Annotated in this window: 16 protein-coding genes; 9 read left to right on the forward strand and 7 right to left on the reverse strand. The window is 75.3% G+C overall.

The window, feature by feature from the left end; translation table 11 throughout:
* The first annotated feature begins 30 nt into the window (after nucleotides 1-30).
* The 4 genes from leuC to ACZ6Q9_RS07290 all read left to right on the forward strand — a co-directional run bounded on the left by leuC (nucleotide 31) and on the right by ACZ6Q9_RS07290 (nucleotide 5,026).
* Nucleotides 31-1,479 carry a 3-isopropylmalate dehydratase large subunit gene (gene leuC, locus ACZ6Q9_RS07275; RefSeq protein ID WP_396828351.1) on the forward strand — a complete coding sequence of 483 codons (1,449 nt, stop codon included), beginning with the start codon at nucleotides 31-33 and terminating at the stop codon, nucleotides 1,477-1,479.
* A 15-nt stretch (nucleotides 1,480-1,494) separates the two neighbouring features.
* A complete protein-coding gene (gene leuD, locus ACZ6Q9_RS07280; protein WP_393266827.1) occupies nucleotides 1,495-2,082 on the forward strand; it encodes a 3-isopropylmalate dehydratase small subunit in 588 nt (195 codons plus the stop codon).
* Nucleotides 2,083-2,254: 172 nt separating this feature from the next.
* Entirely contained in the window at nucleotides 2,255-2,923 is a 669-nt protein-coding gene (locus ACZ6Q9_RS07285; protein ID WP_393451598.1) for an HU family DNA-binding protein, read from the forward strand.
* Nucleotides 2,924-3,061: 138 nt separating this feature from the next.
* Nucleotides 3,062-5,026, forward strand: a complete 1,965-nt coding sequence (locus tag ACZ6Q9_RS07290; protein ID WP_393451601.1) for an endonuclease/exonuclease/phosphatase family protein — start codon at nucleotides 3,062-3,064, stop codon at nucleotides 5,024-5,026.
* Between the two features lie 117 nt (nucleotides 5,027-5,143).
* Here the strand turns inward: ACZ6Q9_RS07290 and ACZ6Q9_RS07295 are convergent, their stop codons facing one another.
* From ACZ6Q9_RS07295 to cofC, 4 genes are read right to left on the reverse strand one after another with little or no spacing between them, the layout of a single operon-like run.
* Complete coding sequence (locus ACZ6Q9_RS07295; RefSeq protein ID WP_393451604.1) at nucleotides 5,144-6,112, reverse strand: NUDIX hydrolase; 969 nt, start codon at nucleotides 6,110-6,112, stop codon at nucleotides 5,144-5,146.
* A 24-nt stretch (nucleotides 6,113-6,136) separates the two neighbouring features.
* Entirely contained in the window at nucleotides 6,137-8,458 is a 2,322-nt protein-coding gene (locus ACZ6Q9_RS07300) for an RNA degradosome polyphosphate kinase (RefSeq protein ID WP_393451607.1), read from the reverse strand.
* 53 nt (nucleotides 8,459-8,511) lie between these two features.
* A complete protein-coding gene (locus tag ACZ6Q9_RS07305) occupies nucleotides 8,512-8,709 on the reverse strand; it encodes a cold-shock protein (RefSeq protein WP_350684722.1) in 198 nt (65 codons plus the stop codon).
* 10 nt (nucleotides 8,710-8,719) lie between these two features.
* Nucleotides 8,720-9,415, reverse strand: coding sequence for a 2-phospho-L-lactate guanylyltransferase (gene cofC / locus ACZ6Q9_RS07310; protein ID WP_393451610.1), 696 nt, complete (start codon nucleotides 9,413-9,415; stop codon nucleotides 8,720-8,722).
* A gap of 127 nt (nucleotides 9,416-9,542) precedes the next feature.
* On the opposite strand from cofC, the gene ACZ6Q9_RS07315 reads away from it, so the two are divergent.
* From ACZ6Q9_RS07315 to ACZ6Q9_RS07330, 4 genes are all read left to right on the forward strand, one after another.
* Nucleotides 9,543-10,277, forward strand: a complete 735-nt coding sequence (locus tag ACZ6Q9_RS07315) for a lysophospholipid acyltransferase family protein (protein WP_393451613.1) — start codon at nucleotides 9,543-9,545, stop codon at nucleotides 10,275-10,277.
* Nucleotides 10,278-10,353: 76 nt separating this feature from the next.
* Entirely contained in the window at nucleotides 10,354-11,352 is a 999-nt protein-coding gene (locus ACZ6Q9_RS07320) for an NAD(P)H-dependent glycerol-3-phosphate dehydrogenase (protein WP_396828346.1), read from the forward strand.
* 4 nt (nucleotides 11,353-11,356) lie between these two features.
* The gene (locus tag ACZ6Q9_RS07325) at nucleotides 11,357-12,469 is read left to right on the forward strand and encodes a cystathionine gamma-lyase (protein WP_396828345.1); all 1,113 of its coding nucleotides are present in this window, start codon (nucleotides 11,357-11,359) and stop codon (nucleotides 12,467-12,469) included.
* Nucleotides 12,470-12,710: 241 nt separating this feature from the next.
* Nucleotides 12,711-13,499, forward strand: a complete 789-nt coding sequence (locus ACZ6Q9_RS07330; RefSeq protein WP_396828344.1) for a putative protein N(5)-glutamine methyltransferase — start codon at nucleotides 12,711-12,713, stop codon at nucleotides 13,497-13,499.
* A 214-nt stretch (nucleotides 13,500-13,713) separates the two neighbouring features.
* On the opposite strand, the gene ACZ6Q9_RS07335 is transcribed toward ACZ6Q9_RS07330, so the two are convergent.
* Both ACZ6Q9_RS07335 and ACZ6Q9_RS07340 read right to left on the reverse strand, forming a co-directional pair.
* Nucleotides 13,714-13,914 (reverse strand): DUF397 domain-containing protein, encoded by a 201-nt coding sequence (locus tag ACZ6Q9_RS07335; RefSeq protein ID WP_396828342.1) that lies wholly within the window; start codon nucleotides 13,912-13,914, stop codon nucleotides 13,714-13,716.
* Nucleotides 13,915-13,918: 4 nt separating this feature from the next.
* Complete coding sequence (locus tag ACZ6Q9_RS07340; protein ID WP_357695312.1) at nucleotides 13,919-14,764, reverse strand: helix-turn-helix domain-containing protein; 846 nt, start codon at nucleotides 14,762-14,764, stop codon at nucleotides 13,919-13,921.
* Nucleotides 14,765-15,042: 278 nt separating this feature from the next.
* Between ACZ6Q9_RS07340 and ACZ6Q9_RS07345 the strand changes: the two genes are divergently transcribed.
* On the forward strand, nucleotides 15,043-15,261 hold the full coding sequence (locus ACZ6Q9_RS07345) for a hypothetical protein (protein WP_350704800.1): 219 nt from the start codon (nucleotides 15,043-15,045) through the stop codon (nucleotides 15,259-15,261).
* Between the two features lie 113 nt (nucleotides 15,262-15,374).
* Here the strand turns inward: ACZ6Q9_RS07345 and ACZ6Q9_RS07350 are convergent, their stop codons facing one another.
* Nucleotides 15,375-16,649 (reverse strand): ATP-binding protein, encoded by a 1,275-nt coding sequence (locus ACZ6Q9_RS07350; protein WP_396828339.1) that lies wholly within the window; start codon nucleotides 16,647-16,649, stop codon nucleotides 15,375-15,377.
* Nucleotides 16,650-16,820 lie beyond the last annotated feature (171 nt).

Genomic DNA, 16,820 nt, shown 5'->3' on the forward strand with positions numbered 1-16,820 from the left:
AATTTACCTCCCAGAATTTAGGATGTCCAGATGGTGGGAGTCACTACTACCGAGCCGAGGACCCTGGCCGAGAAGGTCTGGGACGCGCACGTCGTACGGTCCGCCGAGGGCGAGCCCGACCTGCTCTTCATCGACCTGCACCTGCTGCACGAGGTGACCAGCCCGCAGGCCTTCGACGGGCTGCGCCTCGCCGGCCGCCGGGTGCGCCGCACCGACCTCACGCTCGCGACAGAGGACCACAACACCCCGACCGGGTACGCCGACCCGTCGTTCCGGGAACGGCGTGGCGACCTGCTCACCATCGCCGACCCCACCTCGCGTACGCAGATCGAGACGCTGCGCCGCAACTGCGCCGAGTTCGGCGTGCGGCTGCACCCGCTGGGCGACGCCAACCAGGGCATCGTGCACGTCATCGGCCCGCAGCTCGGCGTCACCCAGCCCGGCATGACCATCGTGTGTGGCGATTCGCACACCGCCACCCACGGCGCGTTCGGGGCACTCGCGTTCGGCATCGGCACGAGCGAGGTCGAGCACGTGCTGGCCACCCAGACGCTGCCGCAGAGCCGGCCGAAGACCATGGCGGTGAACGTCACGGGGCAGCTCGCCCCCGGGGTCACCGCCAAGGACCTGGTGCTCGCGCTGATCGCCCAGGTCGGCACCGGCGGCGGTCGCGGCCACATCGTCGAGTACCGCGGCGAGGCGATCCGGTCGCTGTCCATGGAGGGGCGGATGACCATCGCCAACATGTCGATCGAGTGGGGCGCCAAGGCCGGCATGATCGCGCCCGACGAGACCACGTTCGCGTACCTGAAGGGGCGGCCGAACGCCCCGCAGGGCGCCGACTGGGACGCGGCGGTCGCCTACTGGCGGAGCCTGCCCACCGACGAGGGCGCGACCTTCGACGCCGAGGTGACCCTCGACGCCGGCGCGGTCACCCCGTTCGTCACCTGGGGCACCAACCCGGGTCAGGGCGCGCCGCTGGGCGCGGCGGTGCCGGACCCGGAGGAGTTCGCCACCGACGCCGAGCGGACCGCCGCGCGCCGCGCCCTGGAGTACATGGACCTGCGCCCCGGAACCCCGCTGCGCGACCTCGCGGTCGACGTGGTCTTCGTCGGCTCCTGCACCAACGGCCGGCTGGAGGACCTCCGGGCCGCCGCCGACGTGCTGCGCGGGCACCGGGTCGCCGACGGGGTGCGGATGCTCGTCGTGCCCGGCTCCGCCGCCGTCCGCGAGGCGGCCGAGGCGGAGGGGCTGGACAAGGTCTTCACCGACGCCGGGGCCGAGTGGCGCTTCGCCGGCTGCTCGATGTGCCTGGGCATGAACCCGGACACGCTCTCCCCGGGCCAGCGCTCCGCGTCCACCTCCAACCGCAACTTCGAGGGCCGCCAGGGCCGGGGCGGACGCACCCACCTGGTCTCCCCGCCGGTCGCCGCCGCCACCGCCGTGGCGGGCCGGCTGGCCGCTCCCGCCGACCTGTAGAAGGGCACACCGCAGATGGAAAGGTTCACCACCCACACCGGCACGGCCGTGCCGCTGCGCCGTTCCAACGTGGACACCGACCAGATCATCCCCGCCGTGTACCTCAAGCGGGTGACCCGGACCGGTTTCGCGGACGGCTTGTTCAGCGCCTGGCGCGAGGACCCCGAATTCGTGCTCAACGATGCAGCGTATTCCGGTTCGTCGATTCTCGTGACCGGTCCGGAGTTCGGCACCGGCTCCTCCCGGGAGCACGCCGTCTGGGCCCTGCGCGACTGGGGCTTCCGTGCCGTGATCTCCCCCCGCTTCGGCGACATCTTCCGGGGCAACGCGCTCAAGGAGGGGTTGCTCCCGGTCGAGTTGGAATTGAAAGCGGTCGAAGAGATCTGGGATCTCGTCGAGGCCGACCCGACCACCCCGGTCACCGTCGACCTGACCGCCCGGCAGGTCCGGGTCGGTGAGGCCACCTGGTCGTTCCCGCTCGACGACTTCAGCCGCTGGCGGCTGCTGGAGGGCTTGGACGACATTGGACTCACCCTCCGGCACGAGGCCGAGATCAGTGCCTTCGAGGCCACCCGGCCGCCGTTCCTGCCCTCGGTCGCATAGCCGTACGCCCGATCCCGCAGCGGTTTCCGCCCCCGCCGGTCTGACCGGTGGGGGCGAATCCGTTACGACACAAGGGCTTTTTTCCACCGAATGTTTGTGTCCCGGCAGCACAGGGCATACCGTGCGCGCAGAATGGCTCGCGTCGAGTCAGTTGCACAATCGGGAGGAAGTCGTGAACAAGGCCGAGCTCATCGAGGCGCTCGCCGTTCGCCTGGGGGACCGGAAGACGGCGACGGCCGCGCTAGACGCGGTCCTCGCTGAGGTCCAGGCGGCGGTCACCAAGGGCGAGAAGGTGGCGATCACCGGATTCGGAGCGTTCGAAAAGCGCGTCCGGGGCGCCCGAACAGCGCGCAACCCGCGGACCGGCGAGGCGGTGAAGGTCAAGAAGACATCCGTCCCGACCTTCCGCCCGGGCGCCGGGTTCAAGGAGATGGTGGCCAGCGGCAAGGTGCCGAAGGCCACGGCGGCGGCGAAGAAGACCGCCACGGCCGCCGCCAAGACCACTGGCGCCAAGGCGACGGGTGCCAAGGCGGCGGGCGCCAAGGCGACCGGCGCCAAGGCCACCACGGCTGCGGCGAAGAAGACCACCGCGGCGAAGACCACCGCGGCGAAGAAGACGACCGCGGCCAAGAAGGCCCCGGCGGCGAAGGCGGCCAAGACGACCGCGGCGAAGAAGACCACGACCGCCAAGGCCGCCCCGGCGAAGAAGACCGCCGCGGCGAAGACGACCGCGGCGAAGACGACCGCGGCGAAGAAGACGACCGCAGCCAAGAAGACGACGGCGGCCAAGAAGGCCCCGGCGAAGAAGGCCCCGGCGAAGAAGGCCGCGGCCAAGCGCTGATGTCCAGCGGTACGAGGGCGTCCACCGGCACGGTGGGCGCCCTCGCCGCGTCCACGCTCCTGTCGACGGGGCGTTGACCGGGGCGGTGCGCCGCACGCAGAATCGCCGCACCCCTTCCGGTCGGCGAAAGGCAGCCCCGTGCGCTACCGCCACCGCACCACCCTCACCCTCGCCCTGGGCGTCGTGCTGCTGGTCGACGTGCTGCGTGTCTTCCTGCCGGCGGTCATCACCATCTTCGGGCAGGCCGCGTCGACCCCGGCCGAGCTGCTGGGAGCGTTCGCGCTCGGCTGGTTCGTGCTCGCACTGGCCGCGCCCGCGCTGGTCCGCAGGGTCGGCGCCCGCCCGGTCACGCTCGTCGCCGCCGTCCTGCTGGTCGCCGCCCGGCTCGCCGTCACCGGCCAACCGGGCGGGCGGCTCCAGCTCTGGCTCGCCGCGGCCGGGCTGCTCGCCGGGCTGGTCTGGCTCGCCGGTGTCGCCGCCGCCACCGACCGGCCGGTGCCCGGCCTGGCGCTCGGGCTGGCCCTCGGGGCGATCCTGCACACCGCGCTGGACACGTACCGCCTGGGCTTCCTCGGGAGCTGGCAGTCGTGGCTCGCCGCCGGCCTGGTCGGCGGACTCTTCCTGGCGGGGCAGGCGCGGCCCGCGCCGCCGGCCGGCCCGGGCGGCGTACGGAGCTGGCTGCTGGCCGGCCCGGCGCTGCTGCTCGCCGGTATGGTGGCGCTCTCCCCGGCGGTCGCCCGGACGGCGACGACGTACCAGTTCGGGCTGCTGCGGTCGCATCCCGGCGACGAGGTGGGGGTCGCCACCGTGCCGCTCCTCGGCCCCGCCCCGATCGCCGTGGCGGTCGGCGGATTCCTGCTCGCCGCGCTGGCGTCACCGCGCCAGGGGGCGTGGCGGTGGCTCGCCCCGGCGGCCCTGGTGGCCGGGGCCGTCCTCTTCGCCCTCGAGCGCGGGGAGCTGCTGCTGCCGGCCGTCCTGCTCGCCGCGGTGGGGCTCGGCGGCTGCCTGGCGTCCGCCGGCGCGGCCGAAGAACGGGACACCCCCGCCGCCGGCTCCACCGAGGAGACCGACGCCGCCGGGCTCGCCGTGGTCGACGGCGGCACCGCCGATCCGGGCCGGGCGGCGGGCCGGCGCGCGTACGCGGCGGTCGCCGGGATGCTGCTCTTCGCCGTCGTGGCGGTGCTCTACTACGCGGCGTACGACCTGGGCCACCCCAACGCCGGGGTGCCCGTGGCCGTGGCGGTGCTGGTCGCCGCGGTCGCCCTGGCCGCCCGGCCCGCGGTGGGGCCGGTGCCGTCGCCGCTGCCGCCGGTGCGGACCGCAGCCGCGGCCACCGCGCTGGCGCTGGTCGCCGCGATCGCCAGCGACGAGCTGCTCTCCGCGAGCAACCGAGACGGGCCGCCCGACACGGTGCGGGTGGCGGCGTACAACGTCCGGATGGGGTTCGGGGCGGACGGCCGCTTCGACCCGGACGCGTTGGCGCGGGCCGTCGCCGGGGCCGACGTCGTGGCGCTCAGCGAGGTGGACCGGGGCTGGCTGCTCAACGGCGGCCACGACACGCTCGACCTGCTGGCGGAGCGGCTGGACATGCCGTACGTCTTCGCGCCGGCCGCCGACCCGCTCTGGGGCGACGCCGTGCTGAGCCGCTGGCCCCTGGACGGAGCCCGGACCCGGCCGCTGCCGGCGGTCGGCGCGCCCACCGGCGCGCAGGCCCTCGGGGTCACGGTCGACCTCGGCGACGGCGTCCGCCTCGCGGTGGTCGCCACCCACCTGCAACCGCCGCCCGGCCAGGGCCCGGTGGTCCAGGCCCGCGCGGTCGCCGACTTCGCCCTCCGGTACGCGGCCGGCCGCCCGCTGGTGGTCGCCGGTGACCTGAACACCGAGCCGGGCGATCCGGCGTTCGCCGAGTTCACCCGGGCCGGGCTGGTCGACGCGCTGGCCGCGGCCCGCCCGCTGCCGACCAGCCCGGCGGACGACCCGCGCCAGCAGATCGACCACGTCTTCGTGACGCCCGACCTGGGGGCCGGCGATCCGGTGGCCCCGCCCGGCACGGCCAGCGACCACCTGCCGGTCGCCGTGACCCTGGCCCTGCCACCGGCCTGACCCGCCGCCGGGGCGCGTCGGCCGGGGCGCGGGCGCCCGCACCGCACCGGCTCGGCCGGCCGGTCAGAGGCGGCCGGATGGGGCGGCCGGTCAGAGGCGGTCGGATGGGGCGGCCGGTCAGAGGCGGTCGGTGGCGAGCAGGCGGTCCCCGGCGAAGGCGAGCAGCCAGCCGCCGCCCTTCGGCGTGGTGAAGTCGCCCGCCCGCCCGCTGAGCCGCTCCAGGGCGGCCGGAATCACCTTGCCCTGGCTGCACACCCCCGCCTGCTCGCCGGAGGCCGCCAGCTCGGCCAGGCGGGCGGCGACGGCCAGTGCGCACTCGTCGGGCTGCTGGCCCGGCCGCGGCTCGTCCAGGTCGCCGCTCACCTCGATCGGCAGGTCGAGCAGCGCCGCCGCCGGGTCGAGGGTCTGCACGCAGCGGCGGGCCGAGGCCGACAGCAGCCGCGCCGGGCGGACCAGCGCCACCAGCGGGGCCAGCGCCTGCGCCTGCGCCCAGCCCCGGGCGTCGAGCGGCCGGCCGCTGTCCGGGCCGGACCAGGTGCCCCGCTTGCCGGCGTGCCCGTGCCGGACGAGCGCGATCGTCCCGGTCACCGCCGGCAGGGCCGCGAACGCGGCCAGCACCTCCGCGTCGTGCGGGTAGCTGACCAGCCGCACGGCCGCGTCGACGTCGAGCCAGCGCACCTCGTCGACCTCCGTGCCCGGCTGGAAGCCGCCGTCGGCCACCGCCCGCATCGACCAGTAGTCGACCAGCTTCGGCCGGCCCTCGCTGCGGTAGCGCACGCTGGGCAGCCGCAGCTGCGGCACCGCCCGGACGTCGGCCTCCTCGGCCACCTCGCGTACGGCGGCGAGCAGGGGGTGCTCGTCCGGCTCCAACTTGCCCTTCGGCAGCGACCAGTCGCCGTAGCGGGGCCGGTGCACCAGGCACACCAGCACCCCGGCGCGCCGCGCGTCCGGGCCCATGACGGTGGGGCCGGCGTCGTCGGCGGGGCGCCACACGACGCCGCCGGCCGCCCGGATCGGCGTCGTCCCGTCGGGGACGTCGGCCGCCCAGCTCCGACCCGGGCCGGCCGCGTCCCGCTCATCCAACATCCGGTCAGCCTATGCGCGCGCCGGTCAGCCCGCCGTGCCACCGACGCGACGCAGCAGCAGTTCCTGCAGGTGCACCAGCGGCTCCTCGGCCGTGCCGGTACGCCGGCTCCAGGTGCCGTCCGCCGCCAGCTCGAACGCCTCCACGTCCGGGCTCATCGCGGCGGCCATGACGTGGTCCAGCTCGGCCCGGGCGACCGGGTCGCTGACCTGCACCAGCGCCTCGACGCGGCGGTCCAGGTTGCGGTGCATCAGGTCGGCCGAGCCCATCCAGAACTCGGCGTCGCCGTTGTTGCCGAACCGGAAGATCCGGGAGTGCTCCAGGAACCGGCCCAGGATGGAGCGGACCCGGATGTTCTCCGACAGGCCCGGCACCCCCGGCCGCAGCGTGCACATGCCCCGGATGACCAGGTCGACGTGCACGCCGGCCCGGGAGGCCCGGTAGAGGGCGTCGGTGATCTCCTCGTCGACCAGCGAGTTCACCTTGATCTGCACGAGCCCGGGCATGCCGAGCCGCACGTGCGAGATCTCCCGCTCGACGCGCTCGATCAGCCCGCTGCGGATGCCCTGCGGGGCGACCAGCAGCCGCCGGTACGCGGTCTGCCGGCTGTAGCCGGTGAGGACGTTGAACAGGTCGGTCAGGTCGGCGCCGATCTCCGGGTCGGCGGTGAGCATGCCGAAGTCCTCGTAGAGCCGGGCGGTCTTCGGGTGGTAGTTGCCGGTGCCGATGTGGCAGTAGCGGCGGATCTGGTTGCCCTCCTGGCGTACCACCAGGGCGGTCTTGCAGTGCGTCTTCAGGCCCACCAGGCCGTAGACGACGTGGCAGCCGGCCCGCTCCAGGGTGCGCGCCCAGCCGATGTTGGCCACCTCGTCGAAGCGCGCCTTCAGCTCGACCAGCACCACCACCTGCTTGCCGGCGGCCGCCGCGTCGACCAGCGCGTCGACGATCGGCGAGTCGCCGCTGGTGCGGTAGAGGGTCTGCTTGATGGCCAGCACGTCGGGGTCGGCAGCGGCCTGCTCGATGAAGCGCTGCACGCTGGTGGCGAACGAGTGGTACGGGTGGTGCACCAGGATGTCGCCGTCGCGCAGGGTGGCGAAGACGCTGCGCGGCACCTCGCCCTCGGTGAGCCGGGGATGGGTGGCCGGCACGAACGGGGGGTCCTTCAGGTCCGGCCGGTCGGCCTCGTTGTAGAGCTGCCACAGTGCGGAGAGGTCCAGCAGGCCGGGCACCCGCAGCACCTCCTGGTCGTGCATGTCCAGTTCGCGGACGAGCAGCTCCAGCATGTGGTCGGAGATCGAGGCGTCCACCTCCAGCCGGACGGGCGGGCCGAACCGGCGCCGGGCCAGCTCCCGTTCCAGGGCCTGGAGCAGGTCCTCGTCGCGGTCCTCGTCGACCTCCACCTCGGCGTTGCGGGTGACCCGGAACAGGTGGCACTCGACCACCTGCATGCCGGAGAAGAGCTGCCCCAGGTGCACCGAGATCAGGTCCTCCACCGGCAGCATCCGCACGCCCGGCAGGTCCCGGTGCACCCGGACGAAGCGGGGCACGTTGTTCGGCACCTTCACCCGGGCGAACAGCTCGGAGCCGCCGTCCGGGTCGCGCACCGTCACGGCCAGGTTGAGCGACCGCCCCGAGATGTACGGGAACGGGTGCGCCGGGTCGACCGCCAGCGGGGTCAGCACCGGGAAGATCTGCTCCCGGAAGTACGCGCGCAGCCGCTCCCGTTCGGGGTCGTCGAGGTCCGCCCAGCGCAGGATGCGGATGTCCTCGGCGGCCAGCTTCGGCAGGACGTCGTCGGTGAAGCAGGCCGAGTGCCGGGTGACCAGTGTGGCGGCCTTCTCGGCGACCAGCTCCAGCTGGGTGCGCAGCGGCATCCGGTCGCCGCCGCGCACGGGCAGGCCGGCCTGGAGCCGCCGCTTCAGTCCGGCCACCCGCACCATGTAGAACTCGTCCAGGTTGCTGGCGAAGATGGCCAGGAACTTGGCCCGCTCCAGCAGCGGCGTGCGCGGGTCCTCGGCGAGCGCCAGCACCCGGGCGTTGAAGTCGAGCCAGGAGAGCTCCCGGTTGAGGAAGCGGTCCTCGGGCAGCGGCGCCACGGCGGGCGGCTCGTCGTCGGCGCCGGGGGCCGCCGGGGCGGCGGGGGACGGCCCGGTGACCGGGTCCAGCACCTCCTCCAGGCCGGCGGAGGCGGTCGCCGCGTCCGGGCCGGCGTCGTCCGTCCGGGCGGTCTCGGCCGACCCGGTGGGGCGGAAGCGGCCGTCGGCGCCCCGGGAGCGGGTGCCGTTGCGGGCTGCGGCCGGCTCGGCGGCGGAGGGCGGTCGGTTGGCGGGCTCGCGAGGGGTGCTCACCCGCCCATAATCACCCGGTCCGGGTTAACGCAAAATGAACTTCGACCAGTCGCTCAGGCCATCGTCGGCAACGTCACCCGGACGACCTCGCCGGCGGCGTCGGTCTCGACGCGCAGCCGCTGGCCGAGGCGGAGCAGCCGCAGGCCGGAGGCGTCGAACGCCCGGGCCGGGAAGGCCAGCTCGGTGCCGTCGTCGAGGAGCAGCATCCCGCTGCGGGTCGCCGCGTCGTAGGTGGCCACCGTGCCCTGCATGTCCCGCACGCTACACCGCCCGCACCCCGCAGCCCCGCCCGCACACCGCCGTACCACGCGGCCGGCGCGGGTCGGCGGGGCAGCCGGCGGCGGCGAGCGCGGCGGTCTCCGGCCCCAGCCCGAGCCGGGCCGCCGCGGCCAGGTCGTCGGCGGTGTCCACGTCGCGGCGCAGGCTCGGCCAGTCCCCGGTCAGGGCCAGCGCCCCGCTCGCCGCGTGCGCGGCGGCCGAGCCGCCGCCGAACCGGGGATCCAGGGGCACGCCCGGCGGCGCGGCCAGCAGCACGGTGCCGTCGCCGGGGGCGTCGGGCACGTACCGGCGTACGCCCGCCGGGCCGGCCTGTGCCGCGTGCAACGCCGCCGCCAGCTCGGCCGGGCGCAGCGCGGGCAGGTCGGCGGTGAGCCCGGCCACCCAGCCTCCGCCGACGGCCGACGCGCCGTGCCGGAAGGCCGCGTTCAGGCCGGCGTCCGGGGCGTCCGGCAGCGGGCGGGCGCCCGCCCGGCGGGCCGCCGCGGCCACCCGGGCGTCGTCGGTGACCACCAGCACCCCGGCCACCGCGGGGCAGGCCCGCACCGCGGCGACCGTGTCGGCCGCCAGGGCCAGCGCCAGCGCCTCGTGCGGTACGGCCGGCAGCGCCCCCCGCAGCCGGCTCTTCGCGGCGGCGAGGCGCTTCACCGGCACCACGACAGTCCACCTCGGCTGACTCACACCCGCCATCCTGCCAGCCGGACGGCGGTACCCTCTCTGGCCGGACCCGGGGCGAGCAGGCATGATTTCCGCTGCGGGCGTCACCGGGTGCGGACCGGTGCGGGTCGGGGCGGCACGAGGAGGCGCGGTGACACGGCGGAGGCTGGGGTTCTGGCAATGGTTCGCCGTGGTGCTGGTCAAGCCGGTCATGACGGTCTGGACCCGGCGCACCTGGCGCGGCATGGAGCACCTCCGCGGCGACGGTGGCGTGATCATCGTGCCGAACCACATCTCGCACGCCGACCCCCTGGTCGCGGCGCACTTCGTCTACGACTCCGGCCGCTGGCCGCGCTTCCTCGGCAAGGCCAGCGTGTTCCGGGTCCCGGTGGTCGGCTGGATCCTGCACCGGTGCCGGCAGATCCCGGTCGAGCGGGGCACCGTGGACGCGGTGAAGTCGCTGGACGCCCTGGTCGCCGCGCTCGACGAGGGCGGCGCCGTGGTGATCTACCCGGAGGGCACCACCACCCGCGAGCCCGACCTGTGGCCGATGAAGGGCAAGACCGGCGCGGCCCGGCTCGCGCTCGCCACCGGCGCGCCGGTGATCCCGGTCGCCATGTGGGGCCCGGAGCGGATCTTCGACCCGCGCCGGGCCCGGCTCAACCCGCGGCCCCGGATCCCGGTGACCGTGGTCGCCGGCCCGCCCGTCGACCTGAGCCGGTGGACCGAAGCCACCCCGACGAAGGCCGTCCTCGAGGAGATGACCGACACCATCATGCTGCGGCTGCGTGACATGCTCGCGGAGGTTCGGGGCGGCACGCCGCCGCCCCTGTGGGAACGACCGGGCCGCCCCGGTGGCGAGCGCCGGCCGGGAGCGGCGGCATGAGCGAGCGGAGCGAGCGAACCATCAGGCACCGCAGCGTGGCGCCTCGCGCCGCCGCCGAGCGGAGCGAGGTGGCGGCGTGAGCGGGCACGTCGCGGTGCTGGGGGCCGGCTCGTGGGGGACGGCCTTCGCCAAGATCCTCGCCGACGCCGGCCGGGACGTCACCATCTGGGCGCGCCGCCGGCCGGTCGCCGACACGATCCGCGCCGAGCGGCGCAACCCGGAGTACCTGCCGGACGTGCTCCTGCCGTCCCGGGTCACGGCGACCGGGGACGCCGCCGAGGCGATCACCGGGGCCGAGCTGGTGGTGCTGGCCGTGCCGTCGCAGACGCTGCGCGGCAACCTCGCCGAGTGGAGCGGGTACCTGCACCCGGACGCCACCCTGGTCTCGCTGATGAAGGGCATCGAGCTCGGCACCACCAGGCGGATGAGCGAGGTGATCGTGGAGACCGCCGGGGTGGCGGCGGACCGCGTGGTGGTGGTCTCCGGGCCCAACCTGGCCCCCGAGATCGCCGCCGAGCAGCCGGCCGCCACCGTGGTCGCCTGCACCGACCCGGACCGGGCCACGCTGGTGCAGCGGTCGATCACCACGTCCTACTTCCGCCCCTACACCAACGACGACGTGATCGGCTGCGAGCTGGGCGGCGCGGTGAAGAACGTGATCGCGCTGGCGTACGGCATCGCCGTCGCGATGGGCTTCGGCGACAACACCCGGGCCATGCTGGTCACCCGGGGGCTGGCCGAGACCGCCCGGCTCGGGGTGGCCCTGGGTGCCGACCCGCTCACCTTCGCCGGCCTGGCCGGGATGGGGGACCTGGTCGCCTCCTGCTCCTCGCCGATGGCCCGCAACCGCACGTTCGGCGAGCACCTGGGCCGGGGCGCGACCCTGGAGGAGGCCCGCGTCGCCACCCGGCAGACCGCCGAGGGGGTCAAGAGCGCCCTCGCCATCCGCGACCTGGCCCGGGCGCACGCGGTGGAGATGCCGATCACCGAGCAGGTGGAGCTGGTCTGCCACGAGGGCGTCGACCCGCGCCTCGCCGTCGACGCCCTGATGAGCCGGACGACGAAACCGGAGTGAGCCCTTGACCGCACCGCACGACGGCACCCGATGCGTCCGCGCCGGCCTGCCCGAGCCGGCCCCCGGCCAGCCGTTCCTGCCGGGGCCGGTCCTCGCCGCGCCGTACCACCTCGACCCGTGGGCGGGGCCGGCGGCGGCACCGAACGGCTACGGCCGGCCGGACAACCCCACCCGGCGGCTGTTGGAGGCGGCCATCGGGGAGCTGGAGGGGGGCGACTGCCGGGTCTTCGCCAGCGGGCAGGCCGCGATCACCGGGCTGCTGCTGACGGTGCTGAAGCCGGGGGACACCGTGGTGCTCCCGTCGGACGGCTACTTCTCCGTCCGGGCCTTCGCCCGGGACACGCTGGAGGGGATCGGGGTGCGGGTGCTCCTCGCCCCGACCGCCGGCCCCCACCCGGACCTCGACGGCGTACGCCTGGTGCTGCTGGAGACCCCGGCCAACCCCGGCCTGGACGTCGCCGACGTCCCGGCGCTGGCCGCCCGCGCGCACGCCGCCGGCGCCCTGGTCGCGGTCGACAACACCACCGCCACGCCGCTCGGGCAGCGCCCGCTCGACCTCGGCGCCGACCTCGTGGTGGCCTCCGGCACCAAGGCGCTCACCGGGCACTCGGACCTGCTGCTCGGCTACGTCGCCACCCGCTCGGCCGAACTGTTGGACGCGGTGACCGCCTGGCGGAACGTCACCGGCGCGGTGCCCGGCGCGTTCGACGCCTGGCTCGCGCACCGGTCGCTGGCCACCCTCGACCTGCGGCTGGCCCGGCAGACGGCGAACGCCGAGGCGCTCGCCGGGCTGCTCGTCGGGCGGTCCGACGTGACCGGGCTGCGCTGGCCCGGGCTGCCCGGCGACCCGGCCCACCCGGTGGCGTCGGTCCAGATGCGACGGATCCCCGGCGTGCTCTCCTTCGACCTCGGCGACGCCGCGCGGGTGGCGCGGTTCCTCGACGCGGCCCGGCTGGTCGCCGCGGCCACCTCCTTCGGCGGCCTGCACACCACCGCCGACCGCCGGGCCCAGTGGGGCGACGACACCCCGCCCGGCTTCGTCCGGCTCTCCTGCGGCGTGGAGGACTCCGTCGACCTGGTCGCCGACGTGGCCGCCGCGCTCGATGCCAGCCGCTGAGCGCTCGGGGCACCGGCCGCTGAGCGCTCGGGCGCGGGCCGTTGCGCACCCGGTGTGTTGTGTGCCGGCCGTTGGGCTATCTTGACCGTGGCCCCGAGCGGGGCCGTCCGTGGCCCGCGCCGGGCCCGACCGGAGGAGGTGAGTCCGATCCACCCGACAGGCAGGACCGACGCTCCCCTCCGACGCCACGCCGGCTGACCCGGCGGCCGGGAGCGTCGACGAGCGCTCCCGGAGGTCCACCATGAACGTTTCTTTCCGCCCCGACCGACCCGCCCTCGTGCACCGGCTGCGCGCCGCCGGCTGCGTCTACGCCGAGGACGAGGCGGACCTGCTGATCGCCGCCGCCGACTCGCCGCAGGCGCTTTCCGACCTAGCCGACCGCCGGGTCGCGGGGCTCCCGCTGGAGCACCTGCTCGGCTGGGCCGAGTTCTGCGGCGAGCGGGTCGCCGTCGACCCCGGGGTGTTCGTGCCGCGCGCGCGTACCGCCCTGCTGGTCGACGCCGCCGTCGCGGTGACCGGCCCGGCGGCGGCCGTGGTGGACCTGTGCTGCGGCTCCGGCGCCGCCGCCGTCGCGCTGGCCCGCCGGCTCGCGCCGCGTTGGCTGGCCGCCGCCGACGTCGACCCCGCCGCCGTGGCCTGCGCCCGGCGCAACCTGGCGCCGCTGGGGGTGCCGGTCTTCCACGGCGACCTGTACGACGCGCTGCCGGTGCGCTGGCGGGGGAGCCTGGACCTGGTGGTGGCCAACGCCCCGTACGTGCCGACGGCGGCGGTGGCGCTGATGCCGCCGGAGGCCCGGCTGCACGAGGCGCAGGTGGCCCTGGACGGCGGGTCGGACGGGCTGGCGGTGCTGCGCCGGGTCGCCGCGGGCGCGGCGCGCTGGCTGGCCCCGGGCGGGCACCTGGTGGTGGAGACGAGCGAGGCGCAGGCGGACGCGCTCTGCGCGGCGCTGACCGCCGCCGGCCTGCACCCCACGGTGACCCGCGACGACGACCGGGACGCCACCGCCGTCACCGCCCGCCGTCCCGCCTGACCGGGCTCCGCGTCTCCGGCGGCCGGCCGGCCGGCGCTGCCCGCCGGCCGCCTGCGGGCCGCCCGCTCGCGGCGTGCGACAGGTGGCGGCGCGCGGCAGCTCCCGCCCTGACCCGCCCGTCGACGGCCCCACCGGCTCCCAACGGCGGGACCGTCGACGGCGCGGGGGCGCCGGCATCGCGTGCGGGCAAGCGGCGCCGGCGCCGAGGGTGGGGTCAGCGGCGGGGCGGCGCCCCGGCGAAGACGGCCCAGGCGGCGGGCGGGAAGAGCAGCGCCGGGCCGGACGGGTCCTTGGAGTCGCGGACGGCGACGGTTCCCGGAAGCATCGCCATCTCCACGCACGCCCCCTCGTCGCCGCTGTGGCTGCTCTTGTGCCACCGGGCCGCGGTGAGCGTCGCGCTGGTCGTCGGTGTCATCGTCCTACCGTCCCTTCAGGAGTTGGAGGAGCTGGTCTCGGCTGGCCGACGGGCTGAGCGCGACGGTCCGCAGGTGCTCCATGATCTTGGTGCAGGTACGCAGGTCGCCCGGCCGGTCCAGGACCATCTGCCCGGCCACGGTCTCCACCGAGGCGATGATCGGGTCCTCCGGGTCGGCGAACTCCAGGATGTGCAGCGAGCCCCGGGTGCCCCGGTGGTAGCCGGCGGCGAGGGGGATCACCTGCACCGTGATGTTGGGCAGTTCGCCCATCTTCAGCAGGTGGTGCAGCTGGCTCTCCATCACCGACCGGTCGCCGACCGGCCGCAGCAGCGCGCCCTCGTCGATGATGGCGTCCAGGATCGGCGGCTTGTCGCCGGTGAGCCGCTGCTGCCGGTCGAGCCGGACCTGGACCCGCTGCTCGACCTCGTCGTCGCCGAGGGTGTGCGGGCCGCCCCGCATGACGCCCCGGATGTAGTCGGCGGTCTGCAACAGCCCCGGCACCACGGACGGCTCGAAGTTGGCGATCCCGGTCGCCTCGGCCTCCAGCGCGATGAAGTCGATGGTGCGCCGGTCCAGCAGGTACGAGTACGACACCCACCAGCCGGGTTTGCGGGCGTCCTTGGCCAGCTGGACGGCCGCCGCCACCTCGTCCGCGCCGACCCCGTAGAGGGTGAGCAGGGCGCGCACGGTGGCCGGGCTGACCAGCGTCTGCGCGTTCTCGTAGCGGGACAGGGTGCTGCGGGTGCTGCTGATCTCGTCCGCCGCCGCCTCCAGCGTGAGGCCGGCGGCTTCCCGGTGGGTGCGCAGCGCGATGCCCAGGCGTCGGGCGCGGGCGGTCTTGGGAGCCATGCATCGATCGTCGCACATCTTGCCGGGAAGGTGTAGATGAGAGAACGTCGATGAGAGTTGCATTCACGGCTGTGCACATGTCAATCTGTCATCGCGTCCTCACCGCCGGTTGTCGTGGCGACGGTGGTGGTGAGTGACCGGAGGGGATGGGGCGCGCGGCGATCGGGTTTCTCCCCCGAGCCCGATCGCCGCGTGCCACGCCCCGTGGCCGCCAGCCGGAAGGGATTCGACGTGCGTACTGGTCAGCAGGCCCGCGCCGACCGCGCCGGCGGCCTCCGATGACCCGGTTCCTCGTGGTGCTCACCGACGTCCGGCCCGTCGACGGCGCCGGCCGCGACGAGCGGACCTGCCCCGAGCGGCGCCGCCAGGTGGTCGGCGCGACCAGCCGCGAGGCGGCCGACCGGATCGCCGGCGCGTTCATGGCGCTGGGCATGGTGCGGGCCGGCCGGCAGAGGGTCAAGGTGATCGCCATCGGCCGGCGGCACGCGCGCGGCTGACGCCGCCACGGGCGGCGCGGTCGGGAGACGGCCCCCCGGGCGGACGGCCCGCCCGGCCGGCGGCCCGGCCCGGCGGAGAGGCGCGGCCCGGCGCCCCGCCGGGCCGTCCGGCGTCACAGCATCCGGCGCCGCTTCAGGTACGCCACCAGGTCGTCGTAGACGCCCCCCTCGTTGGCGAACATCGCCACGTTGCGGGCGGTGGCCATCCACGGCTTCGTCGAGGGCCGGACCTCCTTCGCCGCCCGCTCCAGGTCCCGCTGCTCGATCATCCGCACCTCGCCGGTGCGTACGGAGTCGGCCATCGCGTACTCGGCGGCGGTCTCGCAGAGGTGGGCCAGGTCGGCGCCGGAGTAGTCCTCGGTGGCCGCCACGATCTTCCGCAGGTCGATCCCGGCGATCGGCCGCTCCCGCAGGTGGTACTCCAAAATGGACGCGCGCGCCTCCGCGTCCGGCGGCAGCACCAGCACCACCCGGTCGAGCCGGCCCGGGCGGCGCAGCGCCGGGTCGACGTCCCACGGGGTGTTGGTGGCGGCCAGCACGAAGACGCCCTCGTTGCTGCCCTCCATCCCGTCCAGCTCGGCCAGCAGTTGGTTGCCCAGCGTCCGCATCGAGCTGGAGCCGACCTGCGAGCGCTTGTGCCCGAGCGCGTCGACCTCGTCGAGGAAGAGCACGCACGGGGCGTTGCGGCGGGCCGCCTGGAACAGCTCGTGCAGGTTGCGCTCCGAGTTGCCCATCCACATGTCCAGCACGTCCACGATCGACAGCGAGATGAACTTGGCGCCCATCTCCCCGGCGACCGCGCGGGCCAGGAAGGTCTTGCCGCAGCCGGGCGGGCCGTAGAGCATCAGGCCGCCGCGCAGGCTCTTGCCGTACATCTTGCGCAGTTGCGGGTTGCGCAGCGGGCCGAGGAAGGCCAGCTCCAGCCGCTCCTTGACCGCCGCCATGCCGCCGACGTCGGCCAGCCGGATGCCGGAGGTCTCCACGTCGTACACCCGGTCGGAGTCGCCGGTCACCGGCTCCGGCTCGTCGCCGGCCCGGGCGAAGCGCGGCGGCACGACGTCGGCCAGCTCCTGCTCGTAGGCCGCCAGCGGGTCGTGGCCGGCGGTCGCGGCGGGGCCGCCGGGCCCGGCCGGCGCCGGGCGCTGCGCCGGCGGCTGCGGGGCCGGCGCCGACGGCGGGGGTACGGAGCCGCCCAGCGCCCGCTGCATCAGGGCCTGCGCCTGGTCGTTGCCCGGATCCCGGGCGAGCGCCTGACCCACCTGCGCGATCGCCTCCCCGGCCCGGCCGGCGTCCAGCAGCAGCGAGGCGAGGTGGAGTCGCAGCGGCAGGTCGTCGGGGCGGGCGTCCAGGGCCGCCGTCAGGGACTCGATGAGGGGATCAGCGCTCATAGGACGAGCAGCGTAGTGGGCCTCCGGTGCCGTCACCGCCCCGGATCTCCGCCCGAGCGATTACGCAACGTATATCCTTTGTTGACCGATTGCCGCGCACTGTCGCCTGTCCCCCGGGTATCGGCAGCCGAGGCCCGCCACGCACAGTAAGGTCAACCGGGTGAGCGCCAC

It is taken from the genome of Micromonospora sp. NPDC049139 (genome assembly GCF_055586845.1).

Bases quoted from the DNA above. Each gene is read 5' to 3' on its own strand.
- leuC (WP_396828351.1), top strand. From the start codon at position 31: ATGGTGGGAGTCACTACTACCGAGCCGAGGACCCTGGCCGAGAAGGTC.
- leuD (WP_393266827.1), top strand. From the start codon at position 1,495: ATGGAAAGGTTCACCACCCACACCGGCACGGCCGTGCCGCTGCGCCGT.
- ACZ6Q9_RS07295 (WP_393451604.1), bottom strand. From the start codon at position 6,112: ATGTTGGATGAGCGGGACGCGGCCGGCCCGGGTCGGAGCTGGGCGGCC.
- ACZ6Q9_RS07305 (WP_350684722.1), bottom strand. From the start codon at position 8,709: ATGCAGGGCACGGTGGCCACCTACGACGCGGCGACCCGCAGCGGGATG.
- ACZ6Q9_RS07330 (WP_396828344.1), top strand. From the start codon at position 12,711: ATGAACGTTTCTTTCCGCCCCGACCGACCCGCCCTCGTGCACCGGCTG.
- ACZ6Q9_RS07335 (WP_396828342.1), bottom strand. From the start codon at position 13,914: ATGACACCGACGACCAGCGCGACGCTCACCGCGGCCCGGTGGCACAAG.
- ACZ6Q9_RS07340 (WP_357695312.1), bottom strand. From the start codon at position 14,764: ATGGCTCCCAAGACCGCCCGCGCCCGACGCCTGGGCATCGCGCTGCGC.
- ACZ6Q9_RS07345 (WP_350704800.1), top strand. From the start codon at position 15,043: ATGACCCGGTTCCTCGTGGTGCTCACCGACGTCCGGCCCGTCGACGGC.
- ACZ6Q9_RS07350 (WP_396828339.1), bottom strand. From the start codon at position 16,649: ATGAGCGCTGATCCCCTCATCGAGTCCCTGACGGCGGCCCTGGACGCC.